Below are 16,075 nucleotides of genomic sequence, written 5' to 3' on the forward strand. Positions count from 1 at the left end.
AGGTCACACCCGTTCCCATACCGAACACGGAAGTTAAGCTCTTTAGCGCCAATGGTAGTTGGGGGTCTCCCCCTGCAAGAGTAGGACGTCGCTAGGCAAATAGAAAACCGATACCTGTTAAAGGGTGTCGGTTTTTTTGTGTCTTTTTTTATTGAGTCGAAGGTGTGCGACAAAGAGGAGGAACAAAGAGTTCGAGGAAACAATTGATCTTTAACAATCAAATTACTTCTCTAATGTGTTGCTCACCCAACAGTAGCGTAGCGAAAACAAAACCAATCAAAATGGCCCTCCTCGAATAGACCCTCGAGGAGGTTTTCTGTGGGAAAATATGGGCGAAACGGAATAAATCACGGTTCAAGCCGAATAAATGGGTCTTGAAGCCGATTAAATCATACTTCAAGCCGAATAAATCACAGTGCAATCCGAATAAAACCACTACTCTATATAAAATCCCGATAATCCTTTAATCATGTCTTTTCTAACTAGCTATCCTTCGTTAAAAAAGAGCTAGTTTGCCAATACGCTGAACGGCTTCTTCTAAACGAGCTTCATCTACTAACAATCCTACACGAATGTAGCCTTCACCAAACTCGCCAAAGCCATTTCCAGGGGCTATAGCTACATCTGCTTCATTTAAAAGTTTATCAGCGAAGTTCTGGCTCGTGTAGCCTTTAGGAACGGGTAGCCATGCAAAGAAGGATCCTTTAGGCGCTTCCACTTGCCATCCAATGCGGTTGCATGCGTTTATAAAGACATTGCGTCGTTTTTCGTAGCGATCGACTAATTCGTGTACACATGTTTGATTGTCATTTAATGCAGCAATAGCTGCGTGTTGGATAGCTGGGAATAGGCTTACAAACATATGGTCCTGAATCAAGTTTAGGGCTTCAATTATTTGTGTATTTCCGACAGCAAATCCGACACGCCATCCTGCCATATTATATGTTTTGGATAATGTGTACATTTCAATTCCGATGTCTTTTGCGCCTTCAGCTTGCAAGAAACTTACTGGTTTTATTCCTTCAAATCCAATGGCACCATAGGCGAAATCATGTGATACGGCAATCCCATTTTCTTTAGCAAATGCAACGGTTTCGTTGAAGAATTCAAGGGTAGCCGTCGCTCCAGTAGGGTTGTTTGGGTAGTTAAGATATATTAGTTTTGCACGTTCCTTACTTTCTTCAGAAAGTAAATTGTAATCTGGTAAAAAGTTATTGTCTGCTACAAGTGGAAGCGTTTCATAGTGTACGCCGGCCATCACAACTCCTGATAAATAATCAGGGTATCCAGGGTCTGGTAGCAGCATCCAATCTCCCGGATTTAATACGGCCATTGGCAATTCAACAAGTCCGATTTTTGTTCCAAATAGTACAGCTACTTCCGTCAACGGATCGATATCAACGTTGTATTCCCGTTTATAAAAGTTAGCGGCAGCTTCTTTCAATTCGCTTATTCCCCGGAATGGCGAATATTTGTGGGTAACTGGATTTTCAACAGCTTGTTGTAAAGCTTGTACGATGTGTGGAGGTGTTGGTTGGTCAGGATTTCCTTGACCTAAATTAATTACATCACGACCTTGTGCGACCGCAGCTCCAACTTTTTGTACAAGAGAAGCAAAAAACTGTGGAGGCAATTGTTGTAGTTTTTTTGAGAGTTCCATGGCATTTCCTCATTTTCTGAAATAGTTGCAATCATCAGCCAAATCTTATAACCTTTTGAGTATCTTGTCTATAGGTGGTGTATCCATGAAAATCGCATGCATTCAGCTCGACGTTGCGTTTGCTGACCCTGAAAAAAATTTTCACAACGTTCAAACGTTAATTAAAAAAGTGGTTAGTGAAGGGGCAGAGCTCGTTGCTTTACCAGAAATGTGGAATACTGCTTATGCTTTAACTGAGTTAGAAAACCTCGCCGACATCGAAGGAAAGCGTACGAAAAAGTTTCTTTCCAATTTAGCACGAACCTATCACATACATATCGTAGGCGGTTCGGTTTCAACAAAAAAAGGAGCTAACTTCTATAACACGATGTATGTGTATTCAAACGATGGAGAGCTTGTTGGTGAATACGATAAAGCACATTTATTCCGCTTGATGGACGAACATCTATACCTACAAGCAGGAAATAAGGAAAATGTGTTTACTCTAGGTTCTATACAAGCTGGAGGAGTTATATGTTATGATTTACGATTCCCTGAATGGTTACGGGCGCACGCATTAGCAGGCGCAAAGGTGTTATTCGTTCCAGCACAGTGGCCTTCTACACGCATTGACCATTGGAAGATTTTACTTCAAGCGCGTGCAATTGAAAACCAATGTTTCGTCATTGCGGTGAATCGAATTGGTTCGGATCCAAACAATCAATTTAATGGTCAATCAATGATTATTGCACCGTGGGGAAAAGTGTTGTGGACCGGCACTGAACATGAAGAGTACGCGGTAATTGACGTTGATTTCTCAGAGGTTGAAGAAGTACGTACACGCATCCCCGTGTATGAGGATCGTAGACCGTCACTTTACCAATCATTATTTGAAAAGTGAAAAAAGGTTTGACAGTCGTTAAGAAACGTCGTAAGATTTAGTTCGAGCAACAAATACAACTACATATGGAAACAACTTATCAAGAGAGACCGAGGGATAGGCCCTATGACGTCCGGCAACCCCCAGCATTAGCTGGGAAGGTGCCAATTCCTACAGAATGATTTCATTCTGAAAGATAACCCAGAATCCATTTTTCGGTGCCTCTTTCATTATGAAAGGGGCATTTTTTGTTTTCCAGAAGGTGAAAAGGAGCTTGTAATGATACGAATTAATGATTTATCTAAAGAGTATAAAACGAAAAAAGGTCTGGTCATGGGTGTTGATCGAGTTAATCTCACCATCGCTGAAGGAGAAGTATTCGGAATTGTGGGGTATTCAGGAGCTGGCAAGAGTTCGCTATTACGCTGTATCAACTTACTCGAAAGACCAACCAGTGGCCAAATTGAAGTGAATGGACGTGATTTAACCAAATTAAAGCGTGAAGAATTACGGAAAGCACGCTTGAAAATTGGCATGATTTTTCAACATTTTTACTTGATTAGCCAAAAGACAGTTGCTGAAAACATTGCATTTGCATTAAAAGCAGCAAATACGCCAGGAGAAAAAATGACATCTCGTGTAAATGAACTTCTTGAAATGGTTGGTTTAACAGATAAGAAAGATGTGTATCCGGCACAACTGAGCGGTGGGCAGAAGCAACGTGTTGGAATAGCCCGTGCGCTAGCAAATAACCCTTCCTTGTTATTGTGTGACGAAGCAACCTCAGCGCTTGATCCAAATACAACGTTGTCCATTCTTCGATTACTAAAAAAGATAAACCGCGAATTAAACATCACGATTGTGTTAATCACGCATGAAATGAATGTAGTGAAAGAAATCTGCGACCGTATGGCAGTTATGCAAGACGGGCGAGTAGTAGAAGAAGGATCAGTTTACGAAATTTTCTCAAATCCAAAAGCTGAGCTGACGAAAGAATTTATTAGTAGCGTACTGTCATTTGAAGTGCCACAAGCTATTTTGGCTAAAGTGACTGGAAGCATTGTGAAAGTGATGTTTAAAGGAGAAGTAGCAGGTGAAGGTGTTATTTCTGATATGGTTCAACATTTTGATGTACGGGGAAATTTCTTGCACGGTTCGATTGAATACATACAAGAAGTGCCTCTCGGTTTGTTCTTAATGGAAATTCAAGGCCAACCGGACAATATTACAAGAGCCGTTAGCTATATGGAAGGCCGTGGAGCGCAAGTGGAGGTGATACAAAATGGGCATTGATATCCAGCATGTGATTGAATTATGGCCAGACATCCTCAAAGCATTTGGGCAAACAATGTATATGATTGGAATTTCACTGACGGTAGCAATTGTGATTGGATTACCACTTGGGATTGTACTTTTCATTACCGATCGGGGATTGTTCTTAGAAAATCGATTTGTAAAAGGCGTACTCGGTTTTATTGTGAATATGGTTCGTTCCATTCCGTTTATTATTTTGTTAGTTGCACTTATTCCATTAACCAAATTACTTGTTGATTCAACGATTGGTCCAGCAGCAGCAAGTGTTTCTTTATCGGTTGCGGCCATTCCATTTTTCGCTCGAATTGTTGAAACATCACTCCGCGAAATTGATAAAGGTGTTATCGAAGCTGCCGTTGCAGTAGGAGCAACTCCTTGGATGATTATCAGAGATGTGTTATTACCTGAAGCGAAGTCGAGCATCGTACAAGGAGTGACGATGACTATCATTAGCCTCGTTGCTTACTCAGCTATGGCTGGTGTAGTGGGCGGAGGCGGAATTGGAGACTTGGCAATACGCTTCGGCTATTACCGTTATGACAATACAATTATGGTTGTCACGGTTGTGATTTTAATTGTTCTCGTTCAAATCATTCAACAATTGGGTGATTGGACTTCTAAAGCAATAGATAAACGATAAAGGGGAGAGACAGAGATGAAAAAGGTTTTATTTACGATGATGTTAGTTGTATTAGTAGCGACACTTGCTGCATGCGGAGGAAGTGACGAAGAATCAAAAGGCAAGGATAACGACAAGTCGGTAAAATTAGGTGGTACAGCAGGTCCTTACAGCGACATGTTGAAAACAGCCATTCAACCGGCTCTTGAAGAGAAAGGCTACAAAGTAGAAATCGTTGAATTCAGCGATTACATTCAACCAAATATTGCATTAGATGATGGCTCAATCGATGCAAACCTTTTCCAACACTCGATTTATATTGAAAACTTCTCGAAAGAAAATGATATGGAATTAACGGGACTTGTCACAGTACCTACAGCACCAATGGGTATTTACTCTAATGTTTATAAGTCTATTGAAGATGTGAAAGACGGTGCTACGATAACCATTCCAAATGATCCAGTAAATGCAGCACGTACATTTTTAATTTTAGAAGAACAAGGCTTAATTAAACTAGATCCAAATGCAGAGCCATTAACTGTGTCAGAGAAAGATATTAAGACCAATACGAAAAACTTAGTGTTCCAACCAATTGAAGCAGGTCAGCTTCCTCGATCAGTAGATGGTGCAGATTTAGCAGCAGTTCCAGGAAACTTCGCTTTAGCAGCAGATATGGATTTACTAGATGCATTAATTTTAGAAAACATGCCAGATCGCTATCGTAACCTTGTGGCTGTAACGACTGCAAATAAAGACTCACAACTAGCGAAAGACTTAATTGAAATCGTGGAAGCACCAGAATTCGAAGGAATTATTGATTCGGAGTTTGAAGGCTTTGGTAAACCAGAGTGGATGGCAAACCGTTAAGAGAGAAGGGGTCTGATGGAAGACATCATTATTCGGGGAGCGCCAGCTGAGTATGTTTGTAAAAGTGGAGTGCTAGAAGAACTTGAAGACAAGTTAACGTCTAGAAATATCAAACGAGTACTCATTGTTTCAGGTGTCAAGTCATGGTATGCAGCACGCTACTATTTTCCAACACTAAAAAGCATTCATGTAACACACGCTTTTTATAAAGGACAGTGTACAGTTACTGAAATTTCCAGAGTGGCTGCTCTAGCACAGAGCTACGCCGTAGATGCCATTATTGGAGTAGGCGGAGGAAAAGTATTGGACGTGGTGAAAGCGGCTGCTAGCGCAAGTAGAACGAAGTCGGTGTTGATTCCGACACTCGCTTCAAACTGCGCACCGTGGACACCACTAAGTGTTATTTATTCGGATGAAGGGGTTATGTCGCATTACGATGTGTACCCCATAAGTGTTGACCTTCTTCTCGTCGAGCCGCGCATTTTAGTGGAAGCCCCCGCTCCGCTTTTGATTGCAGGCATCGGCGACACGCTAGCCAAGTGGTATGAGGCAGACGTACAGATTAGGCGATTAACCAATCCCCCGGTTGCGCTGAAAGTCGCTCATCATACCGCTCGGTTGTGTGCTGAAGAAATGTTTGAACATGCAGAAGAAGCCGTTAATGATGCGAAAGACGTAAGAGTGTCCAATGCCTTCGTTAGAGTAGTCGAATCGATTATCATGCTTGGAGGTATGGTAGGTGGATTTGGCGATCGTTATGGTCGCATTGCCGGTGCTCACTCCATACACAATGGCATGACCATTGCACCTGAGTCACATGAAGCATTACATGGAAATAAAGTGGCTTATGGTATTTTGGTTCAATTGCTTCTAGAACAGAAGGAAAGTGAAGTTGAGCGGCTGTTGCCGTTTTATCAGAAACTAGGCTTGCCTACATCTTTATATGAATTAAACATTCCGAGTAAATGGATTGATGAAATTGCACAACAAGCTACAAGAATGGAAGAGTCCATTCACCATATGCGCAATGAAAAAATAACAGCTTCTGAAGTGGCACAAGCTATGCACGATTTAGAATCAAGGCTAATTATAAAACTATGAATATGCTGAGAACACCTTACAAATGGGCCTGACCCCAATTTGTAAGGTGTTTTTCTTGAAAGATAAGAAAGTAAATAATTTTAGTTACATAAATCCAGCTCAAAAAGATTGATTCATTAATAGTGTTGATTTCCGTTTCAGGCGGACGCTTTCCGCGGGGCGGGCGGTGAGCCTCCTCGGTCGCTTCGCGATCTGCGGGGTCTCACCTGTCCCGCTGATCCCGCCGGAGTCGCCGCCTTCCACTACAATCCATGAAGTGTGTAGTAACGAACAAGAAAATCTATCGATTGCTTATTGCTAAGACACGAATAAATGATTCTAAGTTAAACCAACCTATAATCGTAGTTCCCATCCACCGAAGCGGAAATCAACAGGCACTATGGTTACTCTTCTTAAAAGAACCAGGCGCACTTTTCACGGTTTTTCTTGTGAGGGGTATTTTTTAGTTTCGAGCATAGTCGACACAGAACCGCATAGGAAAAAATCGTCAATATTCAGCAGAAGAGGCTCTTTTGCCATCATTTTCATAAGAAATTAATTGGTACAAATTGTAGTAAACTTCATGAAGTCATCATACACTTTAAGGGTGAAGAACATTTATCATACACATTTGACGTTCCCCTACATTTTTGTATGGGGATTTTTCTTGCTCAATGGTATATGTTTCCGTCACAATGATTGTAAGAACAAGCTTGGGGGAGCAACAAATGAAGATCGCAAAACGTGTTTTCGTAAGGTTTTTCGCTGAGCGGTATTTTGATGAAGCCGCACAAACAGCTTATTATCTTCTCTTATCGGTATTCCCATTCCTAATTTTTATTTTGTCACTGATTAGCTTCTTTCCAGTAGATGCTCAGCAAATCTTAGATTTCTTAAGACCTTTTGCTCCAGGTGAATCTTTTGCACTCATTGAGGATAACGTAACGAATATATTAACGCAGGACAAAGGGCGCGTCTTATCGCTCAGTTTAATTGCAGCATTTTGGGTTTCATCCATGGCTATACAAGCCCTCGCTCGCACATTAAATGAAGCAAATGGAATGAAAAGCACACTGCCATATTGGAAAGGGCTACTTCGAGACCTTGGCGTAACACTGTTGTTTATGACTCTTGTGCCGCTGTCGTTATTTTTACCATTTATCGAAAGTGGCATGCACTGGGTAGTATCGCGCTCAGGTACTCTTGATGATTGGCAAGGGTGGATATACATTTGGCCAGTCGTCAGATGGGGTCTAGGATCCGTATTTTTATTCTTATTTTTCCTACTGTTCTTTAAGATTTTACCGAATGAACGAATTACATTACGTGAAGTATGGCCAGGTGCTCTATTATCAGCAGTCGGTTGGCAAGTCGTTTCCTTACTTTTTGCTGACTACGTATCGAATGTGAATTATACGAGATTATATGGTCAACTCGCCGGAATCATTGTGCTTGTCTTATGGTTTTACTTAACCGCTGTGGTCATTTTATTGTCTGGATTACTCATTGCAGAAGGTAGAAATACTCGAATGCTGCAAGCCAAAAGAAAGAGGTGAGCAAATGCGCACGATTTTATTAGTAGATGATGATCCGAACATATTAACGCTGATGAGTATTCATTTAACCAAAGCGGGTTACCGTGTGGAAAAAGCAAGAGACGCTGAAAGTGCGCTTAAGTTGATTCCTTGTGTGTGGCCGCATGTGGTGGTTGTTGACGTGATGATGCCAGGTATGGATGGTTTCTCATTGACTAAAAAGATTCGAGACGACTTTGACCTGCCCGTAATTATGGTGACGGCTAAAAGTCAGTTGGAAGATAAAGAAAAAGGCTTTCTAGCAGGTTCTGATGACTATGTCGTTAAGCCGTTTGAACCGCAGGAACTGCTTTTTCGAATTGGCGCTGTACTGAGAAGAAGTGCACATCCAAATGAAATGCGTAAGCAAGTTGGCTCACTCGTGATTGATCGAAAGAGGTTCGATATTTCAAATGGAGCAGAAACCAAGTGGTTACCTTTAAAAGAATTTGAATTACTTGCGCTACTAGCCTCAAGTCCAGGTACTGTGTTACAACGAAGTGCCTTGATGGAAAGAGTATGGGGATATGATTACGCCGGTGATGAACAGACGTTGAGTGTTCATATTAAACGCTTACGAGAACGTTTGGAAGGGTTTGTTTCAGACGTACAAATTGTAACGGTACGAGGAGTCGGCTATAAGCTGGAGGAACGACCATGAAATCTTTATACAGTAAGTTTGTCGTTGTGACATTAGCTATTATGGTGGGTAGTGCGACGCTCGGGTTTTTACTAGTTAATACATATTATCAGCAACAATTAAAAGAACAAAATGACTTAAAAAACGTAGGGATTGCACAAGAAATGGCTGCGTTCATTGAGAGAAATCCAAACGTACCTTTAGAAGAATCACTCGCGGTATTTGGCAGTTCTGGGTATCAACTGTTTTTGGCCAATGCTGCAGGTAACAGTGATTTTTATGGAGGTCCATTTCGAGAATCGTCTTTACCTACAAGTGCAAAAGAAGCGGTTCTTGATGGAGACATCTATCACGGCATGCGAGATCTGCCAAAAGAAACATTTGTGACTGGCTTCTTCTCTAATGAATTGACGAATACAGTGGGTGTCCCTGTTACGTACAAAGATGAACGTTATGCTTTGTTTATTCGACCTAATATTAAGATGTTATTTACAGAAGTGCATCTTTTACTTGGTGGGTTGTCAGCAGCCATGCTCATTTTTAGTTTGCTGGCTATGTTAATTGTCGCAAGAAAAATGATTCAACCCATTACCTTATTAACGGAAGCCACAAGGAAAATGGCCAACGAACGCTTTGATGAGCCCATCGCCATTTCAAGCAAAGATGAAATTGGACAACTGGCAAAAAGTTTTCAAATCATGGCTGATCGCTTGAAAGAGACGGATCAAGTCAGAAAAGATTTTATAAGTCATGTATCTCACGATTTTCAGTCACCCTTACAAAACATTCAGGGCTATGCTCAACTATTAGCTGACGAGTCTATTACTCAGACTGACAGAACGCATTATGCCGAAATTGTAGAGCTAGAAAGTAAGAGATTATCAGCATTAACGAAACAACTGCTGTATTTAACGTCACTTGACCACCAAGCGTATCAACCCACTTTTACAAGGGTCTCGATTAAAGAGCAAATCGAGCGTACGATACGTCAGAATGAATGGCGATTCGAAGAACTTCAACTTGATATTCGAATGGACATGCCTGAACTTCAAACTCAAGGCAATCCAGATATGTTAATGCAACTATGGGACAACCTTATAACGAATGCAGTGAAATATAATCAACCAAACGGCTTTATTCACATCAATGGGTATGAGCTGAACAATGAACTTCACGTAACGATAAAAGATTCAGGAATCGGTATGACAGTAGAACAAGCTGAAAAAGCCTTTGATCGTTTTTACCGAGCTGATCTGTCTCGCACTCGAGAAAAAGAAGGGACGGGCCTAGGACTAGCCATTGTCAGTGAAATCGTGAAACGTCACCGTGGTTCCGTGGAAATCGAAAGTGAGCTTGGTGTAGGAACACTTATTCATATCACGCTCCCGAAACTGTAATACCTTGTTCATATTGGGTTCATCTTCGCGCGGTAAGATGAAGCCATCTTGAAGAAGGAAAGGTGGACATACACATGCAAGAAAGATGGAGTATTCGTCTTATTCGAATTGCCGCGATATTTGGTATTATTGGTGCTTATTTAGGTTCACATATGGTGGGGACAGGATCGTACGCGTTTCGGCCGATTCATGCACATATCTTAGTAGTAGGATGGTTATCTGTATTTAGTTGGGGCGTATTCTATAAATTATTTGAAGTGAAATATCCGAAGTTGGTCAATGCTCATGCGTGGTCTGCGATTTTAGGAGCCATTGGATTAACGGCAGGAATGTGGTTCCAAACTATGCAACCACTCGGAATACCTGAAACATTTTCGCTTGTCTTTTATATCGTTGGTGGAACCACCTTACTTATTAGCTTTGCCTTGTTTGTAGCCGTGACTTTCTGCATTCAACCTGCGAAGAAAGTTGTAGAGAACAGCTGATGAAAAACATGTGGAAAGAGAAAAAATCAGCTGCTATCGTCCTTGGCGTTTGGCTTATGATCTTGACTGTTTGAACGATATCAGCCCCATCTGCAAAAGAAGTGACATCTCCTTAAGAAAATGGAGGTCTTCCTGCAACAGCGAGATCAGTCGTTGCAAAAAAAGCACTAGAAGACGCTTTTCCATCACAAAAAGGCATTCTCTTATTCATTGTATTCAAGCAAGATGCCCCATTTTCAGATGATGACATCAATCACTTAGCTTCTGAAGTGGAAAAACAAGCAAATGCCCAGTTAGCAACGTCGATTCCTCTATCCCAAATGACCTCACAAGCAAGGCAGTCATTTGTGTCAGATACTGGATCGACTTTTTTTATGCCCATTTTATTCAATGAATCCTTAGAATCGAATGAAATTCATGAAGAAGTCGTGACTAGCTGCAACGTTTGCTGTGTTAATTACTCAACCCGTCCTTGAATTGCAATTGTTCGGATTTACAGTGGCTTTTGGTGTGCTAATCGATACGTTCATTGTACGTCCCATGTTATTACCAGCGTTATTGACCATTCAAAAAAGATGAATTTAGTATGTTTTTTTAATCATTTAATTAAAAAGATGTTTCCCAAGTACTCTGTTGGTAAAGGATGGGAGGAGAGGGTTAAAGAATCTAAGGAGGCATCATTAAATGGTGAAAAATAAGAAAGATGAACAGCTAGAGCAATTTCGTGTAGATGACCGCAATCAAAAGATGACGACGAACCAAGGCGTAAAAGTTTCAGAAGATGAGTTTTCCTTAAAAGCGGGTCTTCGAGGACCTACATTATTAGAGGATTTTCATTTTCGTGAAAAAATGACTCATTTTGATCACGAAAGAATTCCAGAACGTGTTGTCCATGCGAGAGGATTCGCAGCACATGGTGAATTTGAATTGTATGAATCAATGGAGCGGTACACAAAAGCAAGTTTCCTATGTGATACGTCCATAAAGACACCTGTATTTGTGCGCTTTTCAACCGTGGTTGGATCTAGAGGTTCAGCTGAAACAGTTCGTGATGTACGAGGATTTGCAACGAAATTTTATACACAAGAGGGAAATTATGATTTAGTTGGAAACAACATTCCAGTATTTTTTATACAAGACGCGATAAAATTTCCGGATCTAGTACATGCAATAAAGCCAGAACCACACAATGAAATTCCTCAAGCATCAAGTGCTCATGATACGTTTTGGGATTTTCTTGTGAACAATCAAGAAGCTTCGCATATGGTCATGTGGCTGATGTCCGATCGAGCGATTCCTCGAAGTTTTCGTATGATGGAAGGATTCGGTGTGCATTCCTTCCGTTTTGTAAATGAACAAGGTGTAGCCCATTTTGTGAAATTTCATTGGAAGCCATTGTTGGGAGCGCATTCTTTAGTATGGGATGAAGCCCAAAAAATTAGCGGGAAAGATCCTGATTTCCATCGACGTGATTTATATGATGCAATTGAAAAAGGTGATTTCGCAGAATATGAATTAGGTGTTCAAATACTAGCAGAAGAAGATGAGTTTACATTTGATTTCGATGTATTAGATGCCACAAAAATATGGCCGGAAGAAGATGTGCCAGTCAAACTTATTGGGAAAATGACGCTTAATCGCAATGTGGATAATGTCTTTGCTGAAACTGAACAAGTAGCGTTCCATGCAGGGAATGTTGTTCCAGGAATCGATTTTACAAATGACCCTCTATTACAAGGTCGTTTATTCTCTTATACCGATACTCAATTGATTCGATTAGGCGGTCCGAACTTCCATGAACTGCCGATTAATCGCCCGGTCTGTCCTTTCAATAACAATCAACGTGATGGCTACGGCCGCATGACCATTAATAAAGGCCCTGTTAGTTACCATAAAAATTCCCTAGCGGATAACACACCTGCGACTTCAAGTGCTGAAGAAGGCGGATTTGAGCATTATCAAGAGAAGATCGAAGGACGAAAAATTCGTAATCGAAGTGATAGCTTTAGAGACCATTTTTCCCAAGCGACGTTGTTTTGGAATAGTATGAGTGATGCGGAAAAAACGCATATTACAGACGCATTCATTTTTGAAGTTGGAAAAGTAAAGAGTCAATCGGTTAAACAGCAGGTGGTCGATACGATAGCTAATATTAATGTAGATTTAGCGAAGGTGATTGCAGATTCCATCGGTACCAAACCGCCTACAGGGAATGGTTCTGATGTGACGAAAGCTTCTCCTGCACTTAGTCAAGAAAATATGGTGAAGAAACCTAATACACGAAAAGTTGGCGTAATTGCGAGTAGAGCCGGAGACATGAATGAGCTTCAAAACACGGTACAGGAGTTAAAAGAGGCTATGTTAAATGTCGAGATTATTAGTGATAAACTCGGGTCAATCGGGGAGCTACCAATTGACCATACATTTTTAACTACAGATCCCGTATTGTTTGATGCGATTTTTGTAGCGAGTATGAGCGAAGACAAGAAATTTAAAAAAGAAAGTGATCGTTACGTGATGGAAGCATTTAATCACTTTAAAGCAATTGGTGCATCTTCTAGCGCAACAGCTATCCTTGTTGGAAAAGAAGGGAGTCCTGGTGTTGTAAATAGCGGAGAAGGAACAGCCTTTGTCGATGCTGTTACAGCACACCGTCACTGGACTCGTGAAGTTTAAATAGTTGGAATGAGGGGCTCACAACAGAGCTCCTCATTTTCATAATTTAGATGATGAAATAGTAGTTTTTGATCCACAGTGACCCAAAAACCCAGTCAAAATAGTGTGTATTTCTAAATTTTGATGTTTAGTTGTAAAATTTGCTTATTTAGTTGTAAAAATGAGGAGTTTAGTTGTAATTTTGAACGGTTTAGTTGTAAAAATCACTTGTTTAGTTGTAAAAGTAAAAAAATGTAAAATGTGAAGCCTTCAAAATCAACGGCATCCTTTAACATAGCCAATCAAAAAAGGGTTATCCGTGAGTGACTAGCACTCTTGGATAACCCTTTTTATAGTTACTTAACGGTATAAGTCTTTTTCACGTGGTTGTGCAAGTCGTCACCTTTTGTCACATGCACTTCAATTTCGTAAGTGCCTGTTTCAGTAAATGTGAATTCTGTTTGATAGACACCCGCTTTTTCTTCGGGTGCTTCCAGCCACGTATGATGTTCTGCATCGCTTCGTTTAATGTCGTATTGTACACGTGCACCTTCAAGTGGTTCGTCATCTAGTGAGACATCTGCTACTAACATGATTGCTTCACCAACAGTCGTCGTGCCTTCCTTAAAGTCAATGGTTACTCCATCTGCGTGATGATTCTCACCCGATGTTGCATGTTTGACTGGCGCTGCGCTATCAGGTACACTCGCGGCTTCTTCGCCACCTGTAATAGATATTTGTTTCGTTGGCATGGTATGCATAGAGCGAGCCGTTACATGTGACGTAATATCATAGGTGCCATTCGTTTCAAATGTATAGTCAATGGTATATAGCTTATCTTCGTTTAATGAGCCATCCAGCATCTCTTTTTCGCCAGAACTTAAGTTGAGAACTTCAAACTTCACTTCGTCCGCATCTTCAACGATTTCCTCACCTTGTGTTACAGCTGCAGTAAAGGTTACTGCTTCACCTGCTGTAGCTGTTTCAGGAACCGTTAAATCCACTTCCAACATTTCAGGCACTTCATCTGCCGTAGTTGCATCATGTTCTTCCTTTGTCCCGCAAGCACTAAGAGTAAGAACGGTAAGAATCGAGCCAATTGCCAAAAATCGTTTCATTTGTCATGCTCCTCGTATTCGTTGTGTGATGCCATTGTATCAAATAATTACGGAAACAGCTGTGACAGAACTCGTAACGAGTATGGCCATGGAAGCGTATTTCATTAATTTGACATGAAACACATAGGGGTATAATGCTGTTGTTATATTCATGATCCTAAAAATGGATGGACAAATACTACAAACGTTTCACCATGTGATGAAATGACCCACCGTAGATTTCCCAAGGTTCTGCTACGTGATAGCCGACACGTTCATATAAACGAATGGCCGCTTCTTTTTCAAGTTCTACATTGAGTGCGACTTTAGAGAAGCCAGCTTCACGAGCAACTGCTTCAGCTTGAGCCAGTAATAAACTACCGATGCCTTGTCCTCGGAATGCAGGATTAACGCAGACGGTATCGATATAGTATTCATCAATACGTGCTTCAGGTGGAATGACGATGTTGTCACCCGTTTTATTGCGTAACCAAGTGACTAAACTGGCATCTAACTGAATGGCATCTAGCCCAGAATAGAGCACCATCACACCCATGATTTCATTATCTTTTTCTGCAATACAAGTCGATAGATAAGAATGACGATTATCGTCGCGTTTAAATAATTGAATGAGTTCATCCTCTACGGCAGTGACATCGGTTTCACCCGTCATTTGTTCAGCGATGTTGCCGATTGCATCAATGATAAGAGGGACGGCAACTGATGCATCTGAAGGTCTTGCTTTTCGTATATGTATATTCATGTCGATCAACTCCTTGTAGCCACTATACCAAAAAAATATTGAAGTTCCATCTATGGCGCGCTTCATGGTAATCTAGAACTACTAAAATAGAGGAGGATGGTTATGGTTCAATCAAATAAAACCCACGTCCTCACTTACGGGGATGCCTTTGTCGACTACATTGCCGACAATACAACCAATTCGTCATTTTCAATGTTTTTAGGTGGCGCTACGGTAAATGTCGCAGTTGGAGTAGCCAGATTAGGTGTGCCGTCCGCTTTTATTACCATTACGGGGGATGACACAACTTCTGAATTTGTACGAGGAGAACTTAAAAAGGAAGACGTTATTATGGATTATGCAAAACTTGAGCCCGAAAAGCGGGTGAGTGGCGTATATGTTCATTTAACAGAAGACCATGATCGCATTTTTCATCGATATATCGATGATGCACCCGATATTCAAGTAGCCGTTCACGACTTGAAAGAAGAAGCATTTCAAAAAGCCTCCATTCTCAATTTGTGTTCAGGAACCATGTTTCAACCGACAGCGCTTGAAACTTCTCGAAAAGCAGTAGAATATGCGAAGAAGCATAATGCTTTGTTTTCCTTCGATACAAATATTCGTCCATTGCGTTGGAAAAGTGAAGCGGAGTGCCGGGAAACGATTTCCTCGTTTTTCAAGGATGCCGATTTATTGAAATTCACAGAAGAAGAGCTGACGTTTTTAACTGAAACGCAGTCAGTAGAAGAAGGACTCGCAAAGATTGCACATTTGGACGTTCCAGTTATCTTGATTACAGCAGGAGCAGACGGTACTTACGCCGTGTTAAATAAACAACTTCAACATGTTCCTGTAGAACCCGTCGTTGCTGTTGATACGACAGGAGCGGGCGATGCTTTTATGGCGGGCGTTTTGCGTTATGTACATTTAAATGGTTTGCCTACAACAATGGAATCGTTAGTTCGTTGTACAGCATTTGCGAATCATCTAGGAGCCCTTGCAGCGACAAAAGCGGGTGCATTAACGGCCTTGCCGAGACTGAGTGAATTGAAGGTAACTTAAAAACTCGCCCGTTGACTGTGC

14 protein-coding genes, 1 rRNA gene, 1 pseudogene and 1 riboswitch are annotated in these 16,075 nt (G+C 41.1%); of the genes and pseudogenes, 13 read left to right on the forward strand and 3 right to left on the reverse strand.

Annotated features, from left to right (window positions below):
• A 5S ribosomal RNA gene (gene rrf, locus ACFPYN_RS04910) occupies positions 1–97 on the forward strand; the annotation flags it as partial.
• A 399-nt stretch (positions 98–496) separates the two neighbouring features.
• Here the strand turns inward: rrf and ACFPYN_RS04915 are convergent.
• The gene (locus ACFPYN_RS04915) at positions 497–1,660 is read right to left on the reverse strand and encodes a pyridoxal phosphate-dependent aminotransferase (RefSeq protein WP_377732897.1); all 1,164 of its coding nucleotides are present in this window, start codon (positions 1,658–1,660) and stop codon (positions 497–499) included.
• An 85-nt stretch (positions 1,661–1,745) separates the two neighbouring features.
• On the opposite strand from ACFPYN_RS04915, the gene ACFPYN_RS04920 reads away from it, so the two are divergent.
• The 11 genes and pseudogenes from ACFPYN_RS04920 to ACFPYN_RS04975 all read left to right on the forward strand — a co-directional run bounded on the left by ACFPYN_RS04920 (position 1,746) and on the right by ACFPYN_RS04975 (position 13,171).
• Positions 1,746–2,540, forward strand: coding sequence for a carbon-nitrogen family hydrolase (locus tag ACFPYN_RS04920; RefSeq protein WP_377732898.1), 795 nt, complete (start codon positions 1,746–1,748; stop codon positions 2,538–2,540).
• 73 nt (positions 2,541–2,613) lie between these two features.
• Positions 2,614–2,722, forward strand: a riboswitch (SAM riboswitch).
• 76 nt (positions 2,723–2,798) lie between these two features.
• A complete protein-coding gene (locus ACFPYN_RS04925) occupies positions 2,799–3,812 on the forward strand; it encodes a methionine ABC transporter ATP-binding protein (RefSeq protein ID WP_377732899.1) in 1,014 nt (337 codons plus the stop codon).
• On the forward strand, positions 3,802–4,473 hold the full coding sequence (locus ACFPYN_RS04930) for a methionine ABC transporter permease (protein WP_377732900.1): 672 nt from the start codon (positions 3,802–3,804) through the stop codon (positions 4,471–4,473). Before ACFPYN_RS04925 ends, ACFPYN_RS04930 begins: the two co-directional genes overlap by 11 nt.
• A gap of 15 nt (positions 4,474–4,488) precedes the next feature.
• Positions 4,489–5,319 (forward strand): MetQ/NlpA family ABC transporter substrate-binding protein, encoded by an 831-nt coding sequence (locus tag ACFPYN_RS04935; RefSeq protein ID WP_377732901.1) that lies wholly within the window; start codon positions 4,489–4,491, stop codon positions 5,317–5,319.
• 15 nt (positions 5,320–5,334) lie between these two features.
• On the forward strand, positions 5,335–6,420 hold the full coding sequence (locus ACFPYN_RS04940) for an iron-containing alcohol dehydrogenase family protein (RefSeq protein ID WP_377732902.1): 1,086 nt from the start codon (positions 5,335–5,337) through the stop codon (positions 6,418–6,420).
• A gap of 707 nt (positions 6,421–7,127) precedes the next feature.
• Positions 7,128–7,955, forward strand: a complete 828-nt coding sequence (locus tag ACFPYN_RS04945) for a YihY/virulence factor BrkB family protein (RefSeq protein WP_377732903.1) — start codon at positions 7,128–7,130, stop codon at positions 7,953–7,955.
• Positions 7,956–7,959: 4 nt separating this feature from the next.
• Entirely contained in the window at positions 7,960–8,634 is a 675-nt protein-coding gene (locus ACFPYN_RS04950; protein WP_377732904.1) for a response regulator transcription factor, read from the forward strand.
• On the forward strand, positions 8,631–10,010 hold the full coding sequence (locus tag ACFPYN_RS04955; RefSeq protein ID WP_377732905.1) for a sensor histidine kinase: 1,380 nt from the start codon (positions 8,631–8,633) through the stop codon (positions 10,008–10,010). The genes ACFPYN_RS04950 and ACFPYN_RS04955 overlap by 4 nt, the downstream gene beginning before the upstream one ends.
• Positions 10,011–10,084: 74 nt before the next feature.
• Positions 10,085–10,495 (forward strand): hypothetical protein, encoded by a 411-nt coding sequence (locus tag ACFPYN_RS04960; RefSeq protein WP_377732906.1) that lies wholly within the window; start codon positions 10,085–10,087, stop codon positions 10,493–10,495.
• A 447-nt stretch (positions 10,496–10,942) separates the two neighbouring features.
• A pseudogene (locus ACFPYN_RS04970) lies at positions 10,943–11,074 on the forward strand (MMPL family transporter); the annotation flags it as partial.
• A 105-nt stretch (positions 11,075–11,179) separates the two neighbouring features.
• A complete protein-coding gene (locus ACFPYN_RS04975) occupies positions 11,180–13,171 on the forward strand; it encodes a catalase (protein WP_377732907.1) in 1,992 nt (663 codons plus the stop codon).
• 335 nt (positions 13,172–13,506) lie between these two features.
• On the opposite strand, the gene ACFPYN_RS04980 is transcribed toward ACFPYN_RS04975, so the two are convergent.
• Both ACFPYN_RS04980 and ACFPYN_RS04985 read right to left on the reverse strand, forming a co-directional pair.
• Positions 13,507–14,268, reverse strand: a complete 762-nt coding sequence (locus ACFPYN_RS04980) for a FixH family protein (RefSeq protein ID WP_377732908.1) — start codon at positions 14,266–14,268, stop codon at positions 13,507–13,509.
• 178 nt (positions 14,269–14,446) lie between these two features.
• A complete protein-coding gene (locus ACFPYN_RS04985) occupies positions 14,447–15,010 on the reverse strand; it encodes a GNAT family N-acetyltransferase (RefSeq protein WP_377732909.1) in 564 nt (187 codons plus the stop codon).
• Between the two features lie 102 nt (positions 15,011–15,112).
• On the opposite strand from ACFPYN_RS04985, the gene ACFPYN_RS04990 reads away from it, so the two are divergent.
• Positions 15,113–16,054, forward strand: a complete 942-nt coding sequence (locus tag ACFPYN_RS04990) for a PfkB family carbohydrate kinase (protein ID WP_377732910.1) — start codon at positions 15,113–15,115, stop codon at positions 16,052–16,054.
• The last annotated feature ends 21 nt before the right edge of the window (positions 16,055–16,075 follow it).

Origin of the sequence: Paenisporosarcina macmurdoensis (assembly GCF_042658845.1) — a bacterium.
GTDB classification, from domain to species: domain Bacteria; phylum Bacillota; class Bacilli; order Bacillales_A; family Planococcaceae; genus Paenisporosarcina; species Paenisporosarcina macmurdoensis.

Coding starts and splice junctions, on each gene's coding strand:
- ACFPYN_RS04955 (WP_377732905.1), top strand. CDS start 8,631: ATGAAATCTTTATACAGTAAGTTTGTCGTTGTGACATTAGCTATTATG.
- ACFPYN_RS04920 (WP_377732898.1), top strand. CDS start 1,746: ATGAAAATCGCATGCATTCAGCTCGACGTTGCGTTTGCTGACCCTGAA.
- ACFPYN_RS04990 (WP_377732910.1), top strand. CDS start 15,113: ATGGTTCAATCAAATAAAACCCACGTCCTCACTTACGGGGATGCCTTT.
- ACFPYN_RS04975 (WP_377732907.1), top strand. CDS start 11,180: ATGGTGAAAAATAAGAAAGATGAACAGCTAGAGCAATTTCGTGTAGAT.
- ACFPYN_RS04930 (WP_377732900.1), top strand. CDS start 3,802: ATGGGCATTGATATCCAGCATGTGATTGAATTATGGCCAGACATCCTC.
- ACFPYN_RS04950 (WP_377732904.1), top strand. CDS start 7,960: ATGCGCACGATTTTATTAGTAGATGATGATCCGAACATATTAACGCTG.
- ACFPYN_RS04940 (WP_377732902.1), top strand. CDS start 5,335: ATGGAAGACATCATTATTCGGGGAGCGCCAGCTGAGTATGTTTGTAAA.
- ACFPYN_RS04980 (WP_377732908.1), bottom strand. CDS start 14,268: ATGAAACGATTTTTGGCAATTGGCTCGATTCTTACCGTTCTTACTCTT.
- ACFPYN_RS04960 (WP_377732906.1), top strand. CDS start 10,085: ATGCAAGAAAGATGGAGTATTCGTCTTATTCGAATTGCCGCGATATTT.
- ACFPYN_RS04915 (WP_377732897.1), bottom strand. CDS start 1,660: ATGGAACTCTCAAAAAAACTACAACAATTGCCTCCACAGTTTTTTGCT.
- ACFPYN_RS04945 (WP_377732903.1), top strand. CDS start 7,128: ATGAAGATCGCAAAACGTGTTTTCGTAAGGTTTTTCGCTGAGCGGTAT.
- ACFPYN_RS04985 (WP_377732909.1), bottom strand. CDS start 15,010: ATGAATATACATATACGAAAAGCAAGACCTTCAGATGCATCAGTTGCC.
- ACFPYN_RS04925 (WP_377732899.1), top strand. CDS start 2,799: ATGATACGAATTAATGATTTATCTAAAGAGTATAAAACGAAAAAAGGT.
- ACFPYN_RS04935 (WP_377732901.1), top strand. CDS start 4,489: ATGAAAAAGGTTTTATTTACGATGATGTTAGTTGTATTAGTAGCGACA.